This window comes from Knoellia sp. Soil729, assembly GCF_001427985.1.
Classification (GTDB): Bacteria; Actinomycetota; Actinomycetes; order Actinomycetales; family Dermatophilaceae; genus Knoellia.
The window spans coordinates 750,837-773,386 of the sequence record NZ_LMSA01000001.1 but is presented as its reverse complement, the minus strand read 5'-3'; the positions used below and the strand labels follow the sequence as shown (position 1 = coordinate 773,386).

21 protein-coding genes are annotated in these 22,550 nt (G+C 71.2%); 15 read left to right on the top strand and 6 right to left on the bottom strand.

The window, feature by feature from the left end; all coding sequences use genetic code 11:
* Positions 1-215: 215 nt before the first annotated feature.
* Entirely contained in the window at positions 216-914 is a 699-nt protein-coding gene (trhA, locus tag ASG74_RS03495; RefSeq protein WP_056138985.1) for a PAQR family membrane homeostasis protein TrhA, read from the bottom strand.
* Positions 915-1,006: 92 nt separating this feature from the next.
* Between trhA and ASG74_RS03490 the strand changes: the two genes are divergently transcribed.
* The 3 genes from ASG74_RS03490 (at position 1,007) to ASG74_RS03480 (ending at position 4,392) form a co-directional block, all read left to right on the top strand.
* Positions 1,007-1,768 (top strand): isoprenyl transferase, encoded by a 762-nt coding sequence (locus tag ASG74_RS03490; protein WP_056138983.1) that lies wholly within the window; start codon positions 1,007-1,009, stop codon positions 1,766-1,768.
* A gap of 394 nt (positions 1,769-2,162) precedes the next feature.
* Positions 2,163-3,455 carry a PhoH family protein gene (locus tag ASG74_RS03485; protein WP_056139595.1) on the top strand — a complete coding sequence of 431 codons (1,293 nt, stop codon included), beginning with the start codon at positions 2,163-2,165 and terminating at the stop codon, positions 3,453-3,455.
* A 274-nt stretch (positions 3,456-3,729) separates the two neighbouring features.
* Complete coding sequence (locus tag ASG74_RS03480) at positions 3,730-4,392, top strand: transglycosylase SLT domain-containing protein (protein WP_235498794.1); 663 nt, start codon at positions 3,730-3,732, stop codon at positions 4,390-4,392.
* A gap of 30 nt (positions 4,393-4,422) precedes the next feature.
* Here the strand turns inward: ASG74_RS03480 and coaA are convergent, their stop codons facing one another.
* The gene (gene coaA, locus ASG74_RS03475) at positions 4,423-5,415 is read right to left on the bottom strand and encodes a type I pantothenate kinase (protein WP_056138981.1); all 993 of its coding nucleotides are present in this window, start codon (positions 5,413-5,415) and stop codon (positions 4,423-4,425) included.
* Positions 5,416-5,511: 96 nt separating this feature from the next.
* On the opposite strand from coaA, the gene glmS reads away from it, so the two are divergent.
* Genes glmS through tsaD form a run of 9 tightly spaced genes read left to right on the top strand, consistent with a single transcriptional unit; the run spans position 5,512 to position 14,335 of the window.
* The gene (gene glmS, locus ASG74_RS03470) at positions 5,512-7,371 is read left to right on the top strand and encodes a glutamine--fructose-6-phosphate transaminase (isomerizing) (protein WP_056138979.1); all 1,860 of its coding nucleotides are present in this window, start codon (positions 5,512-5,514) and stop codon (positions 7,369-7,371) included.
* Position 7,372: 1 nt separating this feature from the next.
* Entirely contained in the window at positions 7,373-7,723 is a 351-nt protein-coding gene (locus ASG74_RS03465) for a holo-ACP synthase (protein ID WP_056138977.1), read from the top strand.
* A gap of 17 nt (positions 7,724-7,740) precedes the next feature.
* Positions 7,741-9,231: a bifunctional ADP-dependent NAD(P)H-hydrate dehydratase/NAD(P)H-hydrate epimerase gene (locus ASG74_RS03460; protein ID WP_056138975.1), complete on the top strand. Its 1,491-nt coding sequence runs from the start codon at positions 7,741-7,743 to the stop codon at positions 9,229-9,231.
* A 36-nt stretch (positions 9,232-9,267) separates the two neighbouring features.
* Positions 9,268-10,443, top strand: a complete 1,176-nt coding sequence (gene alr, locus ASG74_RS03455) for an alanine racemase (RefSeq protein WP_056138973.1) — start codon at positions 9,268-9,270, stop codon at positions 10,441-10,443.
* Positions 10,443-11,732: an alpha/beta fold hydrolase gene (locus ASG74_RS03450; RefSeq protein ID WP_082569475.1), complete on the top strand. Its 1,290-nt coding sequence runs from the start codon at positions 10,443-10,445 to the stop codon at positions 11,730-11,732. The genes alr and ASG74_RS03450 overlap by 1 nt, the downstream gene beginning before the upstream one ends.
* Positions 11,729-12,184: a tRNA (adenosine(37)-N6)-threonylcarbamoyltransferase complex ATPase subunit type 1 TsaE gene (gene tsaE, locus ASG74_RS03445; RefSeq protein ID WP_056138970.1), complete on the top strand. Its 456-nt coding sequence runs from the start codon at positions 11,729-11,731 to the stop codon at positions 12,182-12,184. The genes ASG74_RS03450 and tsaE overlap by 4 nt, the downstream gene beginning before the upstream one ends.
* On the top strand, positions 12,178-12,834 hold the full coding sequence (gene tsaB, locus ASG74_RS03440) for a tRNA (adenosine(37)-N6)-threonylcarbamoyltransferase complex dimerization subunit type 1 TsaB (RefSeq protein ID WP_056138968.1): 657 nt from the start codon (positions 12,178-12,180) through the stop codon (positions 12,832-12,834). The genes tsaE and tsaB overlap by 7 nt, the downstream gene beginning before the upstream one ends.
* Entirely contained in the window at positions 12,831-13,292 is a 462-nt protein-coding gene (gene rimI / locus ASG74_RS03435) for a ribosomal protein S18-alanine N-acetyltransferase (RefSeq protein ID WP_056138967.1), read from the top strand. Before tsaB ends, rimI begins: the two co-directional genes overlap by 4 nt.
* Positions 13,289-14,335 (top strand): tRNA (adenosine(37)-N6)-threonylcarbamoyltransferase complex transferase subunit TsaD, encoded by a 1,047-nt coding sequence (tsaD, locus tag ASG74_RS03430; protein WP_056138965.1) that lies wholly within the window; start codon positions 13,289-13,291, stop codon positions 14,333-14,335. Before rimI ends, tsaD begins: the two co-directional genes overlap by 4 nt.
* Before the next feature lie 145 nt (positions 14,336-14,480).
* Here the strand turns inward: tsaD and ASG74_RS03425 are convergent, their stop codons facing one another.
* Positions 14,481-15,800 (bottom strand): glycoside hydrolase family 3 N-terminal domain-containing protein, encoded by a 1,320-nt coding sequence (locus ASG74_RS03425; protein WP_235498792.1) that lies wholly within the window; start codon positions 15,798-15,800, stop codon positions 14,481-14,483.
* 38 nt (positions 15,801-15,838) lie between these two features.
* On the opposite strand from ASG74_RS03425, the gene ASG74_RS03415 reads away from it, so the two are divergent.
* A complete protein-coding gene (locus ASG74_RS03415; protein ID WP_056138958.1) occupies positions 15,839-16,810 on the top strand; it encodes a nucleoside hydrolase in 972 nt (323 codons plus the stop codon).
* Complete coding sequence (locus ASG74_RS03410) at positions 16,810-17,640, top strand: PfkB family carbohydrate kinase (RefSeq protein ID WP_056138955.1); 831 nt, start codon at positions 16,810-16,812, stop codon at positions 17,638-17,640. Before ASG74_RS03415 ends, ASG74_RS03410 begins: the two co-directional genes overlap by 1 nt.
* 85 nt (positions 17,641-17,725) lie before the next feature.
* Here ASG74_RS03410 and ASG74_RS03405 read toward each other — a convergent pair whose 3' ends face one another.
* The 3 genes from ASG74_RS03405 to ASG74_RS03395 are packed head-to-tail and all read right to left on the bottom strand — an operon-like array spanning position 17,726 to position 21,989.
* A complete protein-coding gene (locus tag ASG74_RS03405) occupies positions 17,726-18,964 on the bottom strand; it encodes a class I SAM-dependent methyltransferase (RefSeq protein WP_056138954.1) in 1,239 nt (412 codons plus the stop codon).
* Positions 18,965-18,989: 25 nt separating this feature from the next.
* Positions 18,990-21,107 (bottom strand): SpoIID/LytB domain-containing protein, encoded by a 2,118-nt coding sequence (locus ASG74_RS03400; protein ID WP_056138953.1) that lies wholly within the window; start codon positions 21,105-21,107, stop codon positions 18,990-18,992.
* Positions 21,108-21,155: 48 nt separating this feature from the next.
* On the bottom strand, positions 21,156-21,989 hold the full coding sequence (locus ASG74_RS03395; RefSeq protein WP_056138952.1) for a GNAT family N-acetyltransferase: 834 nt from the start codon (positions 21,987-21,989) through the stop codon (positions 21,156-21,158).
* Positions 21,990-22,246: 257 nt separating this feature from the next.
* Between ASG74_RS03395 and groES the strand changes: the two genes are divergently transcribed.
* Complete coding sequence (gene groES, locus ASG74_RS03390; protein ID WP_056138950.1) at positions 22,247-22,540, top strand: co-chaperone GroES; 294 nt, start codon at positions 22,247-22,249, stop codon at positions 22,538-22,540.
* The last annotated feature ends 10 nt before the right edge of the window (positions 22,541-22,550 follow it).

Sequence of the window (22,550 nt, the reverse complement as noted above, 5' to 3'; positions counted from 1 at the left end):
TGCTCGGCGCTGCTGCCAGCCCCTCGCCCGTGCCCAGCCCGAGTCCCACCTCGGACGTCACGCCGAGCCAGGCCGCGGCGCCCGGGGTGTGGGCGTTCCTCGCGTTCCTCTTCCTGGTGATCTGCCTGTGGCTGCTCATGCGCAACATGAACGCGCGCCTGCGTCGGATGTCCTACCGCACGAGGAGTGCCGACGCGGCCGGAGCCGGCGCCGTGTCAGACCCGGTCGTACAGCGCGATCGAGGCGGCGATGTAGTGCGTGACGAACGCCAGGATCGTCAGGCTGTGGAAGATCTCGTGGAACCCGAACCAACGGGGCGAGGGGTTGGGTCGCTTGATCCCGTAGACGATGGCACCGAGCGTGTAGAGCACCCCTCCGACAATGACGAGCGTGACGACGGTCGTCCCGGCGTGACGCAGTAGCGGCCCGAGGAAGAAGACCGCCACCGAGCCCAGCGCGACGTAGACGGGGACGTAGAGCCAGCGGGGCGCATGGATCCACAGCAGGCGGAAGGCCACCCCGAGGAGCGCTCCACCCCAGACAATCGCGAGCAGCGTGGTGGCCTGGCCGCGCGGCAGCAGGAGCGCGAACGGCGTGTAGCTGCCAGCGATGATGAGGAAGATGTTGGAGTGGTCGATCCGCTTGAGGGCAGTCCCCCAGCGGGGTGACCAGTCGCCGCGGTGGTAGACCGCCGACATCGCGAAGAGCAGCACGGCGGTGAGGGTGAAGACCGCCGCCGCGGCCCGGGCCTGCACGGTGTCGCCGAGCACGACGAGGACGAGTCCACCGACGAAGGCGATCGGGGCCATGGCGAGGTGCAACCAGCCCCGCAGCTTGGGCTTGACCGCGTCCAGCACGGCATCGACGCGCTCTTCGAGCACGTCCCGGTTGCGGGTTTCGCGTCCTTTGTCCATGACCCCTACAACGATACCTACGTCTGCGTAGGTTCCGGCGCCGGGAGTGGTGTCCTACGTCTCGTCATGCGCCCAGCGGTACGGTGACGGGCATGGCGGTCAGCGATGTTCTCTACGCGGCATACGAGCGTCGACTGACCAAGAGACTGCCCCCCGAAAGCGTCCCGCGCCACGTCGGAGTCATGCTCGACGGCAACCGACGCTGGGCCCGCGCGAGAGGGGCCGGCACGAGCGAGGGGCACCAGGCCGGTGCCGACAACATCGCCAACTTCCTGCACTGGTGCGAGGAGGTCGGGGTCGAGGTCGTCACGCTCTGGCTGCTCTCGACCGACAACCTCAGCCGAGCCGAGTCCGAGCTGCGGCCCCTGCTCGGCATCATCGAACGGGCCGTCGAGACCCTCGCGGACTCCGGGCAGTGGCGCCTCAACCCCGTGGGGGCGCTGTCGCTCCTGCCCGATGCGACACGGGACCGGCTCGAGGCCGCCGCGGTGCGCACGGCCGACGTCGACGGCCTGCTGGTCAACATCGCCGTCGGCTACGGCGGCCGCCGGGAGATCGCCGACGCCGTCCGGTCGCTGCTCCTCGAGCACGCCGACCGCGGCACCACGATCGAGGAGCTCGCCGAGATCCTCGACGTCGAGCACATCGCCGACCACCTCTACACCAAGGGCCAGCCCGACCCGGACCTCGTGATCCGCACCTCGGGGGAGCAGCGGCTCGGCGGGTTCCTCCTGTGGCAGAGCGCCCACTCCGAGTTCTACTTCTGCGAGGCCTACTGGCCGGACTTCCGCAAGGTCGACTTCCTGCGGGCCCTGCGCGCCTACGGCGAGCGCAACCGCCGCTTCGGGACCTGAACCCGGCCTCAGGGGCCTCTCTCGTCACACCAGCCCCACCTGCATGCCAGGTCCCATGGAGCCTGGGGAAACGGGTCGACACGCCGCACGTGATGCGTGACACACGAGCATGCGGACGTCGTAGCGTCGGGAGTAGCACGTCACCCTGACGCGCTACGGGAGGCCCATCGCATGGAGCACGCCACGCTCCGGAGGAGGGACCGGTCCCGGCTCCCTGTTGAGGGCAGTGGGCCAACCGGGAACCAGACCTTCGAGTCAGCGCACGACCTCGCTGTGCGCGCCTAGGAGCCCCGCCGTGGCCACACCCTCCCGATCGACTGCCACCTCCCCGACGACCTCCGCCGGGAGCGTCCGGCAGCGACAGCACGCGAAGGGAGCGGGCGCCCCGGCAGACCTGCGCACCTACGTGCTCGACACCTCCGTGCTGCTCTCGGACCCGCGCGCGATCCTGCGCTTCCAGGAGCACGAGGTCGTCCTCCCCATCGTCGTCATCACCGAGCTCGAGGCCAAGCGCCACCACCCCGAGCTCGGCTTCTTCGCGCGCACCGCCCTGCGCCTGCTCGACGACCTGCGGGTCACGGCCGGCCGGCTCGACGCTCCCGTCCCCATCGGTGACGAGGGTGGGACCCTGCGCGTGGAGCTCAACCACACGGACCCGTCATCCCTGCCCTCGGGCTTCCGACTGGGGGACAACGACACCCGCATCCTGTCGGTCGCCAAGAACCTCGCCAACGAGGGTCGCGCCGTGACGATCGTGAGCAAGGACCTGCCGATGCGCGTCAAGGCGTCGGCCTGCGGGATGGAGGCCCAGGAGTACCGCGCCGAGCTCGCCGTCGACTCGGGGTGGACCGGTATGGACGAGGTCGAGGTCAGTGTCGAGGAGATGGACCACCTCTACGAGTACGGCCGGCTCGAGCACCTCGGTGCCGCCGAGCTGCCCTGCCACACCGGGCTCAAGCTGCTCTCCCCGCGCGGCAGCGGACTCGGCCGGGTCGGTGCGGACAAGCAGGTCCGCCTCGTCAAGGGAGACCGGGACGCCTTCGGGCTGCACGGCCGCAGTGCGGAGCAGCGCATCGCTCTCGACCTGCTGCTCGACCCCGACATCGGCATCGTCAGCCTCGGTGGCCGCGCCGGCACCGGCAAGTCGGCCCTCGCGCTCTGTGCCGGGCTCGAAGCCGTCATGGAGCGCCGGCAGCAGCGCAAGGTCGTCGTGTTCCGTCCCCTGTATGCCGTCGGTGGTCAGGAGCTGGGCTACCTGCCCGGCTCGGAGTCCGAGAAGATGAACCCGTGGGGGCAGGCCGTCTTCGACACCCTCTCGGCGCTCGTCTCGCGCGAGGTCGTCGAGGAGGTCCTCGACCGCGGGATGCTCGAGGTCCTGCCGCTGACCCACATCCGTGGGCGCTCGCTGCACGACGCGTTCGTCATCGTCGACGAGGCGCAGTCGCTCGAGCGCAACGTCCTGCTGACCGTCCTCTCGCGGATCGGCCAGAACTCCAAGGTCGTCATGACGCACGACGTGGCCCAGCGCGACAACCTGCGGGTCGGTCGCCACGACGGGGTCGCCGCGGTCATCGAGAAGCTCAAGGGACACCCGCTCTTTGCGCACGTCACCCTGACGCGCAGCGAGCGCAGCCCGATCGCCGCGCTCGTGACCGACCTGCTCGAGCAGGAGCACGGCGACCTCTGAGGAGGACCTTCCCCACCTGAGGACACGACGAGGTATGCCGTCCGCTCGCTCGAGCGGACGGCATACCTCGTCGTCATCGTGACCCCGGTTTGGTCGCCGCCGGGGACGTCGAGTACATTTGGTCTCGATTTGGTAACGCAGCCCGGCTGCTTCGTCAGCCGGGCTGTTGTGCGTCCGGAGCAGTCGTCGTGTGGGAAAGGAAGGCCTTCGTATGAGCAGCAGGTACCGCGGAACCCACCGCGGGCGTCACGCCCGTCCTTCCGGGGCACCCCTCATGCAGGCCCTCTCGCTCGTCCGGCGTCCCGCCGTCACCGCCTCGATGGCCCTGGCGCTCGTCGGCACGGGCGCCGTCGGTGTCGGTGGCCATGACGCAGTGGCCGACGCCGAGCCCTTCACCCTCAGCGCCGCGGCCACGCACCAGGCGACCCTGTCCGCCGAGCAGACCTCGGCCGATACCGCCCGCATCTCGAGCGAGCGAGCCGGCGCCAACGCCCAGCGCGCCGCCCTCAGTGCCAAGGCGCAGGCGGCAGCCAAGGCCAAGGCGGAGGCCGTCGCCAAGGCTCGGGTGGCCGCCGCAGAGAAGGCCGCCCGCGCCAAGAAGCGTGCCTCGCTCATCGCCGGCGCCCAGGCCGACCCGAGGTCGGCCGCACGCGAGCTCATGTCGGACTACGGCTTCAGCGGGGCGAGCCAGTGGAACTGCCTCAACCTCCTGTGGGAGGGCGAGAGCGGCTGGAACTTCAAGGCCACGAACTCCTCCTCGGGCGCCTACGGCATCCCGCAGAGCCTGCCCGCCAGCAAGATGGCGAGCGCCGGCGCGGACTACCGCACCAACCCCGCCACCCAGATCAAGTGGGGGCTCGACTACATCAAGCAGTCCTACGGCACGCCCTGCGGCGCCTGGGACTTCTGGAACAACCGCTTCCCGCACTGGTACTGACCGGCCCGCACCCACGCGCCGGCGGCACCGTCAGAGGCGGCGCAGGCGGATGTTGGTCACCGCGTGGTCGGGCCCCTTGGTCAGCACGAGGGTGGCGCGCTCGCGGGTGGGGAGCACGTTCCTCAGCAGGTTGGGCTCGTTGATGCGCTCCCAGATCCCGGCCGCCGTCTCGCGTGCCTGTGCGTCGGTGAGGTCGGCATAGCGGTGGAAGTAGGACTCCGGGTCCGCGAAGGCCGTCTCCCGCAGCCGCAGGAAGCGCTCGACGTACCAAGTGCGCAGCTGCTCGACCGGGGCGTCGACATAGACGGAGAAGTCGAAGTAGTCCGACAGCACCTGGCGGGTGCTGCGGTCCGATCGCACCGTCGCTGGCTGCAGCACGTTGAGGCCCTCGACGATGAGCACGTCGGGCTGGTCGACCACGATCTCGGCGCCCGGAACGATGTCGTAGGTCAGGTGCGAGTAGACGGGGGCTGACACACGCGGCATACCGGACTTGACGTCGGCGACGAAGCGCAACAGTGCGCGACGGTCGTACGACTCGGGAAAACCCTTGCGCTGCAACAGGCCTCGGGCCTCGAGGTCGGCATTGGGCCTCAAGAAGCCGTCGGTGGTGATGAGGTCGACGCGAGGCGTCTGGGGCCAGCGGTGCAGCAGCTCGCGCAGCACGCGTGCTGTCGTGGACTTGCCGACGGCGACGGACCCGGCGACACCGATGACGAACGGCACCTTGGCAGGACGGTCACCCAGGAAGTCCGTCGTCACGCGATGCAGGCCCGCAGTGGCGTTGACGTAGAAGGCGAGCAGGCGCGAGAGCGGGAGGTAGACCTGCTCCACCTCGCGCAGGTCGACGCGGTCACCGAGACCACGCACCCGCGCGATGTCGTCCGGCGTCAGGCTCAGCGGGTGGTTGTCCCTGCGGGCCGCCCAGTTCCCGCGCGTGAAGTCCAGGTAGGGCGACGGCAGCGGCTCCGTCGGATCCGGTTCCGACGAGGGGACTGGGGGAGTGGCAGGCACGCGCGCCATTGTGGCGCACCGGCCGCAGATCGGGCGGGAGATGGCCGCTCAGGCACGCGCGCGCGTGGTGCGGGCGGTGCGATCCGAGCCATTAGGCTGGCGACCATGTGTGGAATCGTCGGATATGTCGGCAGGGCCATGGATGACCGCGCGGAAGACGTGGTCATGGAGGGGCTGGCCCGCCTCGAGTACCGCGGCTACGACTCGGCCGGCATCGCCGTGGTCACCGACGGCGGTGTCCAGTCGCAGAAGCGCGCCGGCAAGCTCGAGAACCTGCGCGGCGCCCTCGAGGAGCACCCGCTCTCCGGTTCGCGCACGGCCATCGGGCACACCCGCTGGGCGACCCACGGGGGACCCACCGACGGCAACGCCCACCCGCACCGGGGCGGCACGGCCGACAAGCTGGCCCTGATCCACAACGGCATCATCGAGAACTTCCACTCGCTCAAGAAGGAGCTGCTCGCGCAGGGCGTCGAGTTCCAGAGCGAGACCGACACCGAGGTCGCCGCCAAGCTCGTGGGAAGCGCGTTCGACGAGATCGGCGACCTCACCCAGGCCATGCTGCAGGTGGTCAACCGGCTCGAGGGTGCGTTCACGCTCCTCGCCGTGCATGCCGACCAGCCCGGCGTCGTCGTCGGCGCCCGCCGCAACAGCCCGCTCGTCGTGGGACTGGGGGACGGCGAGAACTTCCTCGGCTCCGACGTCGCGGCCTTCATCGGCTACACCCGCCATGCCCTCGAGCTCGGCCAGGACCAGATCGTCACGATCACCCCCGAGGGCCACGAGGTCATCACCTTCGACGGCGCTCCCGCCGAGGGCAAGGCCTACGAGGTCACCTGGGATGCCGCCGCCGCCGAGAAGGGCGGCTACGCGACGTTCATGGAGAAGGAGATCTTCGACCAGCCGCACGCCGTGGGCGACACCCTGCTGGGACGCACCAAGGACGACGGCGAGCTCGTGCTCGACGAGCTGCGGATCAGCGAGGAGCAGCTCAAGAACATCGACCGCATCACCGTCGTCGCCTGTGGCACGGCTGCCTATGCGGGCATGGTCGCGAAGTACGCCATCGAGCACTGGACGCGCATCCCGGTCGAGGTCGCGCTGGCCCACGAGTTCCGTTACAGCGACCCGATCGTCAACGAGCGCTCGCTCGTCGTCTCGATCAGCCAGTCCGGCGAGACGATGGACACCCTCATGGCGGTCAAGCACGCCCGCGACCTCGGCGCACTCACCCTGAGCATCTGCAACACCCACGGCTCGACCATCCCGCGCGAGTCCGACGCCGTCCTCTACACCCACGCCGGCCCCGAGATCGCCGTGGCGTCGACCAAGGCATTCCTCGCCCAGATCACCGCCTGCTACATCCTCGGCCTCTACCTCGCCCAGCTGCGCGGTGGCACCTTCGCCGACGACGCCAAGGCCGTCATGCGCGAGCTCCACGAGATCCCGGCCAAGATCGAGGACCTGCTCGGGCAGATGGACCGCGTCAAGGAGATCGCCCGGTTCATGGCCGACACCCGCTCGGTGCTGTTCCTGGGCCGCAACGTGGGCTACCCGATCGCCATGGAGGGTGCGCTCAAGCTCAAGGAGCTCGCCTACATCCACGCCGAGGGCTTCGCCGCCGGTGAGCTCAAGCACGGACCGATCGCGCTCATCGACGCCGGCCAGCCGGTCTTCATCGTGGTCCCGGGGCCCGACACCCCCCACGACCTGCACAAGAAGGTCGTCTCCAACATCCAGGAGATCCGCGCCCGCGGTGCCCGAACCATCGTCATCGCGGAGGAGGGTGACGAGGACGTCGTCCCGTTCGCCGACGAGGTCATCCGGGTGCCGCACACGTCGCCCCTGCTGCAGCCGCTGCTCACGGTCGTGCCCCTGCAGATGTTCGCCCTGCACCTCTCGACGGCCAAGGGCCTCGACGTCGACCAGCCGAGGAACCTCGCCAAGAGCGTCACGGTCGAGTGACGTGATCCTCGGCACCGGGATCGACGTCGTCGACATCGCGCGCTTCGCGGAGACGCTGGAGCGGACGCCGGCGTTGCGCACACGGCTGTTCACCGAGACCGAGCGCGACCTGCCGATGCGTTCTCTGGCAGCACGGTTCGCGGCGAAGGAGGCCCTGGCCAAGGCGCTCGGTGCTCCCGTCGGACTCGCCTGGACCGATGCCACGGTCGTCCGCGACGACAACGGTCGCCCCAGCATCGAGATGATCGGCACGGTGGCGGCACGCGCCGCGGAGCTCGGCGTCAACCACATCCACGTGTCGTTGTCCCACGACGCGGGAATCGCCTCCGCCGTCGTCATCGCCGAGTCCTGAACAGCTGAGGAGCCATCGTGATCGAGGCCTGGTCGCCCGCAGACGTGTATGCCGCTGAGGCGGCTCTCGAGGACGAGCTGGCGTCCGGTGAGCTCATGGCACGGGCGGTCGAGGGCCTCGCCGAGGTGGTCGCGGCCCGCGTCTCGCAGCTCGGCGCCGAGACCGTCGTCGCCCTCGTGGGCGGCGGCAACAACGGCGCAGACGCCCTGTATGCCGTGGCGCAGCTCGCGGAGTCCGGCGTCACCTGCGCTGCCGCCCTGGACGTCACCGCAGTGCACGCTGGGGCGCTCGAGGCGGCCCGGGCGGCGGGCGTGGTGCTCGTGACTGGCGCCGAGGCGCTCGAGGACATCGCCGAGGCGGACATCGTCCTCGACGGGATCGTGGGCCTCGGTGGCCGCCCGGGCCTTCCTGAGGCTGCGGCGGCGTGGGTCGCCGCCATCCCGGACGACGCGCACGTCATCGCCGTCGACGTGCCGTCCGGGCAGGCGGCCGACGGCACCGCGTTCGACCCCGACGGGGTCCTCGCCGACGAGACGGTGACGTTCTCGGTGGCCAAGCCCGTGCACCTTCTTCCCCCGACCGAGCAGGCCTGCGGCACGCTCAGCGTCGTCGACATCGGCCTCACCTTCGACACCGAGCCGGCTGTCGTCCGGCTGACCTTCGACGACGTCGCCGACCTCTGGCCGGTGCCGGGCCCGGACGACGACAAGTACTCCCGAGGCGTCCTGGGCGTCGTCGCCGGTGGCGAGCAGTACTCCGGCGCCGCGGTGCTCAGCGTGACGGCAGCCGTGGAGGCCGGGGCCGGCATGGTGCGCTACATCGGCACGCCCACGCCCGAAGGGCTCATCCGTGCCTCCGTCCCCGAGGTCGTGCACGGGGAGGGCCGCGTGCAGGCCTGGGTTCTCGGTCCCGGGCTCGACGCGACGTCCACCCGCCGCGAGGCGAGGATGCAGCTCGACGTGGCCCGGGCGGCGCTCACGGGGGCAGAGCCGGTGCTCGTCGATGCGGGTGGGCTCGCGCTCGTCGACGACGACGTCATCGACGCCCGGCGTGAGCGGCCGACGCTGCTCACCCCCCACGCCGGTGAGCTCGCCACCCTCCTCACCCGCCTGGGTGCGCGACGGCGGGCCCGCGGCGCAGGCCAGGTCGAGCGTGAGGCCGTCGAGGCCGAGCCCCTGCGCCACGCCCGTGCGCTCGCCGACCGCACCGGCATGACCGTGCTCCTCAAGGGCTCGACGACCCTCGTCGTGCCCGCCGACCCGACGCAGCCCGTGTACTCGCAGTCCGACGCCCCACCGTGGCTCGCGACCGCCGGAGCCGGTGACGTCCTCGCCGGGCTCATCGGGACGCTCCTCGCCGCCGGCCTCGAGCCGAGCCGGGCGGGCGCGCTCGGCGCGCTCGTCCACGGCGTCGCGGCCGACCGGGTCAGCCGCGGAGGGCCACTGCGTGCGCTGCGGGTCGCACACGGCATACCGGATGCGGTTGCCCACCTCCTCACCCGCGGCTGATCCCTGAAGTCGACCGCACCTAGACTTGATCGCCTCATGACCACGCCAGCCGCCCCCGTCTCAGCCACGCCGCCCGAGGGCGCCTCCGGCTGGGTGACCGTCGACCTCGATGCGATCTCCGACAACGTGCGTGAGCTCGCCCGGCGCGCGGCGAACGCGGAGGTCATGGCGGTCGTCAAGGCCGACGCCTACGGCCATGGCCTCGTGCCGAGTGCCCGGGCCGCAGTGGCCGGAGGCGCGACCTGGCTGGGTGTCGCCCAGCTCAACGAAGCCCTGCAACTGCGCGCCGGCGGCGTGACGACCCGGTTGCTCACGTGGCTCTATGTGCCCGGTGCCGACGTCGGGGCCGCCATCGACGCCGACATCGACGTCTCGGTCTCGGCGCCGTGGGCCCTCGACGCGGTGGTGGCGGCTGCCCGTCAGCGTGGGCGGACCGCACGCATCCACGTCAAGGTGGACACCGGCCTCGGGCGCAACGGGGCGCTGGGGGAGGGCTGGACCGAGCTCATTGCCACCCTGGGCCCCGTGGTGGCAGAGCATGCCGTCGAGGTCATCGGCGTCTGGTCCCACTTCGCCCTGGCCGACGCACCACGGCACCCGACCGTCCTGGCCCAGCGCGAACGATTCGTCGAGGCGGTCGCCGAGCTCGAGCGAGCCGGCATACGACCGCAGGTCCGGCACCTCGCGAACTCCGCCGCCACGCTGACCAACCCCGACGTCCACTTCGACCTCGTCCGGCCCGGGTTGGCCGTCTACGGGCTGTCGCCGGTGCCCAACCTCGGTGCGCCTCAGGACTTCGGGCTCCGCGAGGCGATGAGGGTCACGGCTCGTCTCGCCCTCGTCAAGGCGGCGCCGGCCGGTCAGGGCGTGAGCTACGGCCACATCTACACGACGCCTCGCGACACCGTGCTGGGCCTGGTGCCGCTCGGCTACGCCGACGGGATCCCGCGGCACGCCGGCAACCTCGGACCGGTCAGGGTCGGCGACCAGCGCCTCACCATCGCCGGCCGGGTCTGCATGGACCAGTTCGTCCTCGACCTCGGGCCCGACTTCGCCGGCGGTGCCGGTGACGAGGTCGTCATCTTCGGGCGGGGGACCGATGGTGAGCCGACGGCTCAGGACTGGGCCTCCGCCATCGACACCATCAACTACGAGATCGTCACCCGGATCAGCGGGCGGCTGCCTCGCGTCCATGTGGGGGGCGACGCCTGATGGCGCGTGTCGGCGCAGCGATCGGGCTCGGAGCGGCGGCCGCTGCCGCAGCAGGTGCTGCCGCGGCGGGGGTGGCTGCCGACCGGGCTGCTGCCGGTCGACGACGGCTCAGCGTGCTCGACCCGGACGACGGCTTCGCCCACGTGGCCGACGTCGAGCTCAAGGTCATCGCCACCGATGGGCTCAACCTCCACGTCGAGATCGACACTCCCGCGGACCTCGACCCAGCCCTGCCGACGATCGTCATGTCGCACGGGTTCTGCCTCAGCCTGCGCGGCTGGGTCCTGCAGCGGCGCGCGTTCGTGCAGGCCGGCTACCGCGTCGTCCTCTGGGACCAGCGCAGCCACGGGCGCTCGGAGATGTCCGAGCTTGCGAGCAGCACCATCGAGCAGCTCGCCCACGACCTGCGCGCGGTCATCGACGCGGCCTGTCCCGAGGGGCCGCTCGTCCTCGTCGGCCACTCGATGGGTGGGATGACGACGATGGCGCTGGCGCGTCACCACGCCGAGCTCGTGCGCGAACGGGTCATGGCGGTCGCGTTCATCTCGACCGCCGCCGGTGGCGAGGGACTGACCGACCTGGGGATGGGGCCGCTCGTCGGCCGGGCCATCGGTCAGGCCGGACCACGCGTGCTCTCCCGCCTCGCTCCGCACCAGAGGTGGCTCGCGCCGGTGCGCCGGTTCGGTCGCAACATCGAGGACTCCGTCGTCGAGCGGTTCTCGTTCGACTCCCCGGTGGGTGAGTCGACGGTGAGCTTCGCGGCCGACCTCATCCTCGCCACCCCGTTCGAGGTCATGGCGGCCTTCCTGCCGGCGATCCGGATGCACGACGAGTTCGAGTCCCTCGCAGCGCTGGTCGACAAGGAGGTTCTCGTCGTCAACGGTGCGGGTGACCTGCTGACCCCGCCCGCTCGGAGCGAGGAGATCGTCGAGCGACTGCCCGGCGCCGAGCACGTCGTCGTCCAGGACTCCGGGCACCTCATCATGCTCGAGCACCCCGAGGTCGTCACGGGCCAGGTCCTCGCCCTCATCCACCGCGCCGAGACCGACGCCGCAGCCGGGGTCGGGGCCAGCTCCAAGCCACGGGTGCGCCGCACCGTCATCGACATCGCCAAGGGCCGGCTCATCCGCCGGGCACAAGCACGGACCAAGGCCGGCTCCAAGGCCGGCTCCAAGGCCAAGGCCCAGGCCAAGACCCAGGTGCAGGCCAGGGGCGGCTCGACCACGACGCCCGGACCCGCCACTAGGGCCAAGAGCAGGACCAAGGGCAAGAGCGGGGCCAGCTCGTGACGGATCGCGAGCTGGGCACAGCCGACGACACCCGCGGCTTCGGCGAGGCCCTGGGGCGCCAGCTGCGAGCAGGTGACCTCGTCCTCCTCACCGGTGGGCTGGGCGCGGGCAAGACGACCCTCACCCAGGGCCTGGCTGCCGGCCTGGGGGTGCGTGGGCCCATCACCTCCCCGACGTTCGTCATCGCGCGCATCCATCCCTCGCTCGTCGGCGGACCGGCGCTGGTCCACGTCGACGCCTACCGCCTGGGCGGCCTGGCCGAGCTCGACGACCTCGACCTCGACACCTCCCTCGACGAGAGTGTGACCGTCGTCGAGTGGGGCCATGGCCTGGCCGAGGACCTCTCCGAGGACCGCCTCGAGATCCTCCTCGAGGCCGACCCCGAGACCGAGTCGCGCACCGCCGTGGTCACGGGCCACGGCGAACGCTGGAAGGCTGGCCCACCGTGCTGATCCTCGCCATCGACACCTCGACCTCCGCCATCACCGTGGCCCTGCACGACGAGGGCCGCGCCCTGGCAGAGCGCACCCATCTCGACGCCCGGGCGCACACCGAGTGGCTCGCGCCCCTGATCGAGTCCTGCCTGGCCGAGGCCGGCAAGCGGCCGTCGGACCTCACGGATGTGGCTGTGGGTGTCGGTCCCGGCCCCTTCACCGGGCTCAGGGTCGGCATGGTCACCGGCCTGACGATGGGACACGCCCTCGGCGTGCCCGTGCACGGCGTCTGCAGCCTCGACGCCCTGGCGGCGCAGGCGGCCACGCTCGTCGAGGGTGAGCTGCTGGTCGCCACCGATGCCCGGCGCAAGGAGGTCTACTGGGCGCGGTATGCCGTCCGCCCCGGTTCCGTGGAGCGGCTCACCGACCCGGCCGTCGACCGTCCGGGCGAACTCCCCGACGAGGTGCGAGCGCTGCCGACCGCGGGCCGTGGCCCCGTGCTCTACCCCGACCTGTTCGCCAGCCCCGTACCGGTGCTGGACGTCGATGCCGCCGTTCTGGCGCGAGTCGCTGTCTCCCGGATCCTCGCCGGGGAGCCGATGCCGGTGGAGCCGCTCTACCTGCGTCGCCCCGATGCGCTGACCACCGCGGAGCGGGCGGCCCGATGACCACGCGCGAGCTGGCCTGGACCGACATCCCCGACCTCGTCCGCCTCGAGGACGAGGCCTTCCCCGACGACGCCTGGTCCGAGGCCTCCTGGTGGGCGGAGCTGGCCGGACGCCCGCGCCGCGACTACGTCGTCGTGACGCGAGAAGGTGAGCTGGCGGCATACGCCGGTCTGGACCACGGCGGACAGGTCGCCGACCTCATGACGATCACCGTCGCACCCGCGCACCGCGGCGCCGGACTCGCGCACGGGCTGCTCGACGAGCTCGAGGCGCGAGCGGCCGGTGCTGGCGCCGAGGCGTTGATGCTCGAGGTGCGCGCCGACAACGCGGCGGCCCGTGCCCTCTATGACCGGCGCGGCTACGACGTGCTCAACGTGCGCCGCGGCTACTACCAGCCCGGCAATGTCGACGCGGTCGTCATGCGCAAGCTGTTGCCATCCAAGGGAGTGCAGTCATGACCGCCGAGCAGCCACTCGTCCTCGGCATCGAGACGTCCTGCGACGAGACCGGCGTCGGCCTCGTGCGTGGCGAGACCCTGCTCGTCGACGCAGTGGCGAGCAGCGTCGACGACCACGCCCGCTTCGGCGGCGTCGTGCCCGAGGTCGCCAGCCGGGCCCACCTCGAGGAGATGGTGCCCACGATCGAGCGTGCCTGCCGTGAGGCGGGGGTGCAGCTGCGCGACCTCGACGCGATCTCGGTGACGTCCGGACCGGGTCTGGCCGGGTCGCTGATGGTGGGCGTCGCGTCGGCCAAGGCGCTGGCCCTCTCTCTCGGCCTCCCGCTCTATGGCGTCAACCACCTCGCCTCGCACGTCGCCGTCGACATCGTCGAGCACGGGCCGCTGCCCGAGCCGACGGTGGCGTTGCTCGTGTCCGGCGGTCACTCCTCCCTGCTCCTCGTCCCCGACGTCACGAGCGACATCCGCAGCCTCGGGTCAACGATCGACGATGCTGCCGGCGAGGCCTTCGACAAGGTCGCGCGCGTGCTCGGCCTGCCGTTCCCCGGCGGCCCGCACATCGACCGCGCGGCCCGGGACGGGCAGGTCACGATCGACTTCCCCCGGGGGCTGACGACCGGGCGCGACATGGAGCGCCACCGCTTCGACTTCTCGTTCTCGGGTCTCAAGACGGCCGTGTCGCGCTGGGTCCAGGCCCGCGAGGTCGCAGGGGAGCCCGTGCCGGTCGTCGACGTCGCGGCGTCGTTCCAGGAGGCGGTCGTCGACGTGCTGACCCGCAAGGCGGTGCTCGCCTGCCGTGAGCAGGGTGCCCAGAACCTGCAGATCGGCGGCGGGGTCGCGGCCAACTCGCGGCTGCGGGCCATGGCGCAGTCGCGCTGCGACGACGCGGGCATCGAGCTGCGGGTGCCGCGGCCCGGCCTGTGCACCGACAACGGGGCGATGGTTGCGGCGCTGGGCGCCCAGATGGTCCTCAAGGGACGAGACGCCTCCCGCCTCGACCTGCCCGCGGACTCCTCGATGCCGGTCACCCAGATCCAGAGCTGACCTCCCCTTTTCCGGCTCATCACGCCAAGGGAGCGTTCAGCCGGGAACAGTTCCCGGCTGAACGCTCCGTTTCCGTGACCAGCCGGAAAAGGTGGGGCGGGGACGCACCGGGGAGGGACGGGAGATCGGGTGGGGCGGTCGGGCGTCAGCTGCAGCTGATGAGGCCCATGCGCTCCTTGAGGGCGACGACCCGCAGCACCGCGGCGTCGACGTGCAGGGCGAAGCCCTCGTCGGCCCGGGCCTTGTCGGTGATGGCCTTCGTCATCGCCGGGACGGACTTCGGGTCGCCGGTCAGGAGGATGTCGCCCCCGGCCCGGAGGAAGCTCGTGGCGCGCTCGGCCACCGGGATGGCCTGGACGGCCTTGGCGTTGATGTCGTCGGTGATGACGACGCCGTCGAAGCCGAGCTGGTCGCGCAGCAGCCCGGTGATGATCGGCTTGCTGAACATCGCCTGCGTCCTGGTGTCGTCCAGACCCGGGTAGCGCGCCGAGCCCACCATGACGAGTCCCGCGCCGGCCTTGACTCCGGCCGTGAACGGCGCGAGGAACGGGTCCTTGGGGGTGGCGATGTTGTCGGTGATGCCGGTGGCGTTGAAGTCGGTGTTGTTGCGGATGCGCCCCAGGCCGGGGAAGTGCTTGACCGTGCCCATGATGCCGCCCTCGATCATGCCCTTGAGGAAGGCCGTGGACGCCTTGGTCACGGTCGCGGGGTCGGAGCCGTACTGGCGGCCGTACTTGCCGATCGGCTCGTTGGCCGTGCCGATGTCGGCCGGCACCGTGTCGGTGACCGGCGCGAGGTTGACGTTGATCCCCACCGCCTTGAGCTCCCCGGCCCAGCCCTTGGCGGCGGCGGTGAGCTCGGCCGACGACATCTGCGCCTGCACCTTGGCGGACGGAACCTTCGAGAAGCCCTCACCGCGCAGCTGGCGCACCTCCCCACCTTCCTGGTCGGCGGCGAGAAGCAGCGGTATGCCGGCCGTCGCGGCCTTCGTGGCCTGCGCCTGCAGGTGCGCGCTCGTCTTCTTGACCAGCGAGGCACCGTCCCAGCCGCCCAGGTAGATGACGTTGCCGACGTGCTGGTCGGCGATGAGGTCGTCCAGCGCCGTGCGGGAGTCCCCGGTCTGGAAGGCCACCATGAGGAGCTGGCCCAGGGCCTGTTGCTCGGTGAGGGCGTCGGCCGTCCGGCGGGCGCAGGCGCTGACGTTGGCCGTCCCCCCGGCATCGGGCGGGCTCGATGTCTCCGACGCCGTTGCTGACGGGGAGGTCGACGGCGTGCTCGAGGCCGTCGGTGTGCCCGACGGTGTCGTGGTGTCCGAGGCCGCCGCGCTGCTCGGGCTTGAGGGCGCGGAGCCCCTGTCGTCCGGAGCGTCGCCGCCTCCGCAGGCCGCGGCGAGCGCACCCACGAGGGCCAGCGCCACTGCAGCGGTCAGGCGGGGACGCACGAGGGCCGTGGAGCGGGAAGTCACCCCACGACGCTAGCCGACCCACGGCATACGCTCGCCCCATGGCCGAACCCGTGATCCTCGACGTCGACACCGGAGTCGACGACGCCTGCGCCCTCCTGCTCGCCGCCCTGCACCCGGGTCTGGACCTCCGCGCCGTCACCTGCGTCGGTGGCAACGCGCCCCTGGCAGACGTCGTGCGCAACACGCTCACCGTGCTGGAGGCGTGTGGCGCGGACACCGTCCCAGTGGCCGCCGGGGCCTCGCACCCGCTGCTCGAGCGGCCGGTCGATGCGCGCCACGTGCACGGCGACGACGGCATGGCCGACCTCGGCTGGCCCGCCCCACGCAGGAGCGTCGATGCGCGGCATGCCGTGGAGCTCCTGCGCGAGACGATCGAGGCCGCCGCTGACGCCGGTGCCTCGGTCACGGTCGTGCCGCTGGCGCCGATGACCAACATCGCGCTGCTCGCCCGGATGTATCCGGAGTCCTTCGCGCGCATCGGCCGCATCGCCTTCATGGGAGGCGGCGCGATGGTGAGCAACGCGACGGCCTCCGCGGAGTTCAACGTCTTCCACGACCCGGAGGCCACGGCGGTGGTCCTCGACGCCAGTGTCGACCACGAGGTGCCGGTGACGATGTATGGGCTCGACGTCTTCTACGGACCGCAGGTGACGCTTGCCGAGGCGGACGAGCTGGCCGCCCTCGACGACCACGGTCCGGGAGCGCTGGCGGCCGGGCTGGTCCGTTTCATGAGTGGCCGCTTCCGCTCCGACGCGATGACCATCGGTGACGCCGGGACCGTGGCAATGCTCATCGACCCCGGGGCCGTCCGCACCGAGCGGCTGCCCGTTCGGGTCGAGCTCTCCGGCACCTGGACCCGCGGCCGCACCATCGTCGACACCCGCGATTGGTCGGGCGACATGGAGCACGATCCGCACGGACTGGCCCACGCGCAGGTCGACGTGGCCCTGGAGATCGACGGTCCACGCGTCGCGCGCCTGTGGCTCGACACGATCAAGGGAGTCCGCTGATGGGACGTGTCATGGTGCTGGGCTCGCTCAACGTCGACCTCGTGACCCATGTCGAGCGCCATCCGAGGCCGGGCGAGACCCTCCTCGGTGAGGGCCTCGAACGGTCTGCCGGGGGCAAGGGCGCCAACCAGGCAGTCGCCGCCGCGGCGGCCGGCGCCGAGGTACTCATGGTCGGATGCGTCGGCGATGACGCCGGCGGCTCGGCCTACATCGAACGCCTGCGGCACAGGGGGATCGACGTCTCCGCCGTGCGCGTCATCACGGGCGAGGCCACCGGGCACGCCCTCATCGCCGTTGACGACCGGGGTGAGAACAGCATCATCGTCATCCCCGGCGCGAACGGCCGGCTCGACGACACCGAGGTCGACGCCGTCGACGTGCTGGGTCCCGGCGACGTCCTCCTGCTCCAGCTGGAGGTGCCGCTGCCCGTGGTCTGTGGTGCCGCCCGCCGAGCGGCCCACCGCGGCGCTCGCGTCGTCGTCAACACCGCGCCGTATGCCGCCCTGCCGGCCGACGTGATCGCCCTCGCCGACCCGGTGGTCGCCAACGAGCACGAGATGGTGGCCCTCGCCGAGTCCGCCGCCGAACCGGCGTCGCTCCTCGTCACCTTCGGCCCCAACGGAGTCACCTGGGACGGCCACACCACGCCCGCCCACAAGGTCGCCCCCCACGACGTCCTCGACACCACCGGAGCCGGTGACGCCTTCTGCGGCGCCTTGGCCGCAGCCCTGGCCACCGGAGCTCCCCACCACGAAGCCCTCGAGAGCGCCCTGGCCGCCGGAGCAGCAGCAGTCCAACACCAAGGAGCCCAACCGCACCCAGCCCTCTGACCGCACGTTTCTCACCCAATTCCCCCGATATGCACGGACACGCCGTGTGCATATCGGGGGAATTGGGTGAGAAACGTGCGCTGGGTCAGGCCGGGGAGACGATGAGTGCTGCGGGGGAGCCGGCGACTCGGGTCAGCACGACCGTGGCCTGGTCCCCGTCCCCGGCCTTGGTGCCGATCTGCAGGTCGCGCCGCAGCTGCTCGTCGTCGAGGCGGATGCCGCGCTTCTTGATCGTCAGGCCGGTGACACCGTGCGTGCGCAACCATCCCCGCAGGATCTTGACGGTGAACGGCATGGCCTCTCGGACGGCATACCGGCGGGTGTGGGGGAGCGACACGTCGCGCGAGGTGAGGACGTAGCCGGTGCCCTCGTCGGACTCGACCCCCTCGGTGGACCGCGTGACCGCGCCCACCAAGCCGGCCCGGATGACCGCCTTGTCGACGTCATGGAGCCACGTACCCACGTCGGCCATGGACGCGGCCACCGGTGGCACGTCATCGGCCATGGACTCCGTGACGAGGACGGGTGAGGCGTCGGGGCCCATGACCCGCGCGGTGCGGCCGCGGTTCACGACGAGCGGCCCCCACCAGATGGCGCACTCCACGACGTCACCGGTCCAGGAGGTCCACTGCGCCTCGGTGCCCGCGGGGATCGCGGCGTGGTCGAAGCCGGGGCTGAGCTTGACGCCGGTGGCGGGCACGGCGGCGGCAACCTGCTGGACGAACTCCCACGAGGGCGAGATCTCCTCGAGGCGGAAGGTGCGCCGGGTGCGGCCGGTGATGTCGGCGACGCCGCGGGTGCGCCGGGCGGGGTCGAGCCAGGCGCCGACCCTGTTGCGCCCGGGGTCCGGTCCGAAGTCTGCGTCCTCGGCGCGGCCGACCCGGGCCCGCGAGTCCGGCCAGGGGCGCAGGTTGGCATCGGCGACGGCCGCGGTCACCGGGTCGGTGTCGACGGCCCGCACGGTGACACCGAGGGATGACAGCGTCACGGCGTCGGCGCCGATCCCGCAGCCGAGGTCGTGGACCTGTGCCAGGCTCGCGCGGCTGAAGCGGTGGGCGTGGGCGACGGCGACCTCGAGGCGGGTGGCCTGCTCGAGCCCGTCCGGTGTGAAGAGCATGTCGAAGGCGAACTCCCCGAACTTCGCGGTCGCCCTGGAGCGCAGGCGCTGCTGCGTCAGTGCTGCCGCCGTGAGCTCCGCCGGGTGCCCGGCCCGGCGCAACCGCTCCTGCACGGCGAGGACGTCGGCGTCGTCGTAGGGAGGGAGCGAGCGCAGCAGCTCCTGCCCGTCCGGGGCAGCCAGGGCCCTCACCGTGCTGACGTCCACGGGCCCACCCTCTCATTCCAGGCGATCAGCTCCCGATGGTGAGCGTGGACCAGCCGGAGCCGATCGTGATCCGGGGGAGAAAACCGCCACGGCCGTTGCCCCGGTAGGCGTAGAGGGTCCCGTTGCTGTAGCGGGCCACGAGGTCGACGTTGCCGTCACCGTCGACGTCCCCCATGCCGGTGAAGGCGGAGAAGGAGCCCCAGCCGGAGCCGATCACCTGCTTGCCGAGGTAGGCACCGGTCGGCGAGAAGCGCATCAGGTAGAGCCGAGCAGTGGAGTCGGTGCCCACGAGGTCGACGCCGCCGTCCCCGTCGAAGTCACCCACGGCCTCGAGCTCGCGCAGCCCGCCCCAGCCGGAGCCCTTGTTCACCTTGGTCTTCCAGGCGCCGGTCCCGGTGGTGGGGTAGAGCCACATCACGCCCTTCTTGTCGCGAGCGAGGATGTCGATCGCACCGTCGCCGTCCACGTCACCGGGGGCGATGACGGCATCGAAGGCGTGCCAGCCCGAGCCGATGGTCGCGGTCGAGGCGATCGTGCCGGTGCCGCTGCCGCGGTGGAGGATCAGGGCCCCGGACGTGGTCCTGCGCATGAGGTCGGGAATGCCGTCGCCCGAGAAGTCACCCGGTGCGAGCATCTCGGGAACGTCCGGGAAGCCGGTGGTGACCAGGGTGCGGGGCAGCCAGCCGCCGCGACCGTTGGAGGGGTAGTTCCACAGGTTTCCGGAGCGGTCGCGGGTGAGGACGTCGGAGAAGGCGTTGCCGGCGAAGTCGGTGCCGACGGAGGAACCCACCGGGATGAACCACGTGGACCTCAGGTTGAGCCGCGTGCGGAAGGTCTCGGCGTCGACCGTCTTCGAGCCGGACGTGCCCTGCAACGTGAGGCTGCTGGCCCGGCCACCGAACCACGCGCCCTGGCCGTTGCGCGAGACCTGCAGCGAACGGAACGAGCCGATCTCGGGCCACCAGCTCTCGATCGCGCTCACCGGCATCGTCAGATAGGACCAGGTGTCGGGCGCGGCGGCGTAGACACCGTCGTAGGGGTCCGCCTTGGCGACCTGGTAGGCCAGCCCGGACCCGACGATCTGGCCACCGTTGGTGGAGCTGAACTCGGTCAGGGCCATGGAGCTGCCGTACTTGCGCACCTGGCCGGTGGTCGCGGCAACGGCGGCGTTCGAGTTCGCGTGCTCGGGGTTGGAGCTCGTGAGGCCCGGGTACACCTGGCACGTCGTCGTGTCGCAGATGTCGGAGGTGTACGCGCTGCCCAGCCGTGCGGCGGCATAGGTGCGCGCTGCCACGGCCTGGGCCTTGACGGCCTCGAGCTGCCACGATGCCGGCATTTCGGCAGGGACGACGGACTGCAGGTAGCTGTCCATCGGCACGACGTTGACGGTGGCCACGAACCCGACCAGGCCGGGACGGTTGTCCTTGGCGGCGCGGATCGCCCCGCGGTAGGCCCGGTTGCCCGAGGAGGTGCTCAACGTCAACGTCGAGGCCTCGACCGAACCCTCACCGACGAAGGTGAGGTCCTCGGCCGCGCCGAAGCCGGTGCAGGCCGTGGTGTGGTTCCACCACGTGGTGAACCCGTTCTTGGGGTAGTAGCCCTGGAGGTTCCAGCTGTTGTTGGTCCGTTGGACCCTCCACTGGGTGGCGCCGGACTGGTTGAGGGCCGCGGTGCAGGTGCCGTCGGTGATCGTCAGGCCGGACTCGGCGAGGACGGTGGTCGCCGAGGTCCCGAGAGCCGAGAGCCGGACGCGGACGAGCGGGTTGCCGATGCTGCCCGTGGTCGTGCCGGGGTAGTAGAAGTCGAGGATCTGGGCGACGGTCCGACCCTGGCTGGCCGCGCCCCGCGCCCCCCACTGCGACATGCCGCGCCCGTGGCCGAAGCCGCGCCCGTTCAGGCCGATGACCGGCCCGGTGGCTGCGGTGGTGGTGGCCGCGGTGGTCGTGGCAGTGCTGCCCGACGCGCGCGAGCCCAACTGGGGAGCCGGCTGGGTCGCCAGCGAGTCCGCTGCTGGTGCCGAGCCGAGCGGAGTGGCCGCCGGCGTGGCGGTGTCACGCGGCATGGCGGTGGAGGGGGCCGCGACGAACGTCATGGGCGCGGCGAGGAGGATCGCGGCGGCGGCGATCGAGGTCAGCTGGTTCACGGGGCAATCATGCGCCAGATGGGACCAGAGTGCATGATGTTGCCGGGATCAGGCAGGGGCGCGACCACCGTGACGTCTCCACTCGTAGGGAGTGGTGGTCGAGACCTTGACGAGTCCGGACCGTTCGAGGATGGGGCGGGAGAGCTCGGTGGAGTCGCTGTTGATCCACCGCTTGCCGTGCTCGATGGCCGATCGCGCCCGGGCCGCCGTCAGCGCGCGGTAGATGCCCTGGCCCCGGTGCTCGGGGCGGGTGCAGCCTCCCCAGATGCCCGCGAACTCCGTGCCCTCGACCGGCTCGAGGCGACCGGCGCTGACGAGCTCACCGTCGAGCTCGGCCACCCACATCTCCATGTCACCGCGGGTGCGCAGACGGTGGACGATCTCCTCGTAGTGGGCGTCGGCCTCCTCGGGGTCGTCACCGAAGACCTCGCACTGCAGGTCCACCATGCGCCGGACGTCCGCCTCGTCCGTCACCTGACGGATCGTGACACCGGCGGGCATCGCGAGGTCGAGGGCCAGCAGCGAGGCGTCACCGATCATGACCGACTCGCTCTCCTGCGGCTCAAAACCGGCCGCGAGGAGGGACTCGTGCAGGCCCGGGGCGTGGTCGTGCCCTCGGGTCTTCCACTCGACCCGGGTGATCTCGGGCATCGCGCGGTAGTGCTCGAGGGCGCCTGCGACCAGCGCTCGCACCGACTTCTGCGTGGCCGGCCCGTCCTCGGTCGCCAGGCTGCGGTAGGTGATGAACCCCCGCCCTCCCAGGTAGGTCGCGAGCAGCAACGGCCCGAGCGGCGTCCTCGTCAGCGCCGAGGGCAGCTCGGCGTCGCGCCGCAGCTGGCTGTCGTAGGCAGCGAGCAGGGCAGCGGGGTCAGCGTCGTTCATGCCCAGAACCTTGCGCGCGCACGACCTCCGCCGCAAATGCTTTGACGCGAGTTGTGCCGGTGGCGAACACGAGGAGGAGTTTTGGCACTCGAGTTGACCGAGTGCTAACGACAGACCTAGATTTGCCTCATTGGCACTCACCTTGCGTGAGTGCCAGCGCAGCGGACCGGATCGACCCCCGCGACGGCGATGTGGAGCCTGCTGCGCGCACTTTGCATCTGTCCACCTTCGACTCATCCCAAAGGGGAGGTCACACAGTGTCGGTTTCCATCAAGCCGCTCGAGGACCGCATCGTCATCAAGTCGCTCGAGGCCGAGCAGACCACGGCGTCCGGTCTCGTCATCCCGGACACCGCGAAGGAGAAGCCCCAGGAGGGCGAGGTCCTCGCGGTCGGCCCCGGTCGCATCGACGACAACGGCAACCGTGTCCCGCTCGACGTCAACGTCGGCGACAAGGTCATCTACAGCAAGTACGGCGGCACCGAGGTCAAGCACGGGGGCGAGGAGTACCTGATCCTCAGCGCTCGCGACGTCCTCGCGGTCGTGGGCTGAACGAGCGGTT

Excerpts from the sequence above, each read along its gene's own strand:
- ASG74_RS03480 (WP_235498794.1), top strand. The coding sequence starts at position 3,730 with ATGCAGGCCCTCTCGCTCGTCCGGCGTCCCGCCGTCACCGCCTCGATG.
- ASG74_RS03450 (WP_082569475.1), top strand. The coding sequence starts at position 10,443 with ATGGCGCGTGTCGGCGCAGCGATCGGGCTCGGAGCGGCGGCCGCTGCC.
- ASG74_RS03395 (WP_056138952.1), bottom strand. The coding sequence starts at position 21,989 with ATGAACGACGCTGACCCCGCTGCCCTGCTCGCTGCCTACGACAGCCAG.
- ASG74_RS03410 (WP_056138955.1), top strand. The coding sequence starts at position 16,810 with ATGGGACGTGTCATGGTGCTGGGCTCGCTCAACGTCGACCTCGTGACC.
- tsaD (WP_056138965.1), top strand. The coding sequence starts at position 13,289 with ATGACCGCCGAGCAGCCACTCGTCCTCGGCATCGAGACGTCCTGCGAC.
- ASG74_RS03490 (WP_056138983.1), top strand. The coding sequence starts at position 1,007 with ATGGCGGTCAGCGATGTTCTCTACGCGGCATACGAGCGTCGACTGACC.
- coaA (WP_056138981.1), bottom strand. The coding sequence starts at position 5,415 with ATGGCGCGCGTGCCTGCCACTCCCCCAGTCCCCTCGTCGGAACCGGAT.
- alr (WP_056138973.1), top strand. The coding sequence starts at position 9,268 with ATGACCACGCCAGCCGCCCCCGTCTCAGCCACGCCGCCCGAGGGCGCC.
- ASG74_RS03415 (WP_056138958.1), top strand. The coding sequence starts at position 15,839 with ATGGCCGAACCCGTGATCCTCGACGTCGACACCGGAGTCGACGACGCC.
- glmS (WP_056138979.1), top strand. The coding sequence starts at position 5,512 with ATGTGTGGAATCGTCGGATATGTCGGCAGGGCCATGGATGACCGCGCG.
- trhA (WP_056138985.1), bottom strand. The coding sequence starts at position 914 with ATGGACAAAGGACGCGAAACCCGCAACCGGGACGTGCTCGAAGAGCGC.
- rimI (WP_056138967.1), top strand. The coding sequence starts at position 12,831 with ATGACCACGCGCGAGCTGGCCTGGACCGACATCCCCGACCTCGTCCGC.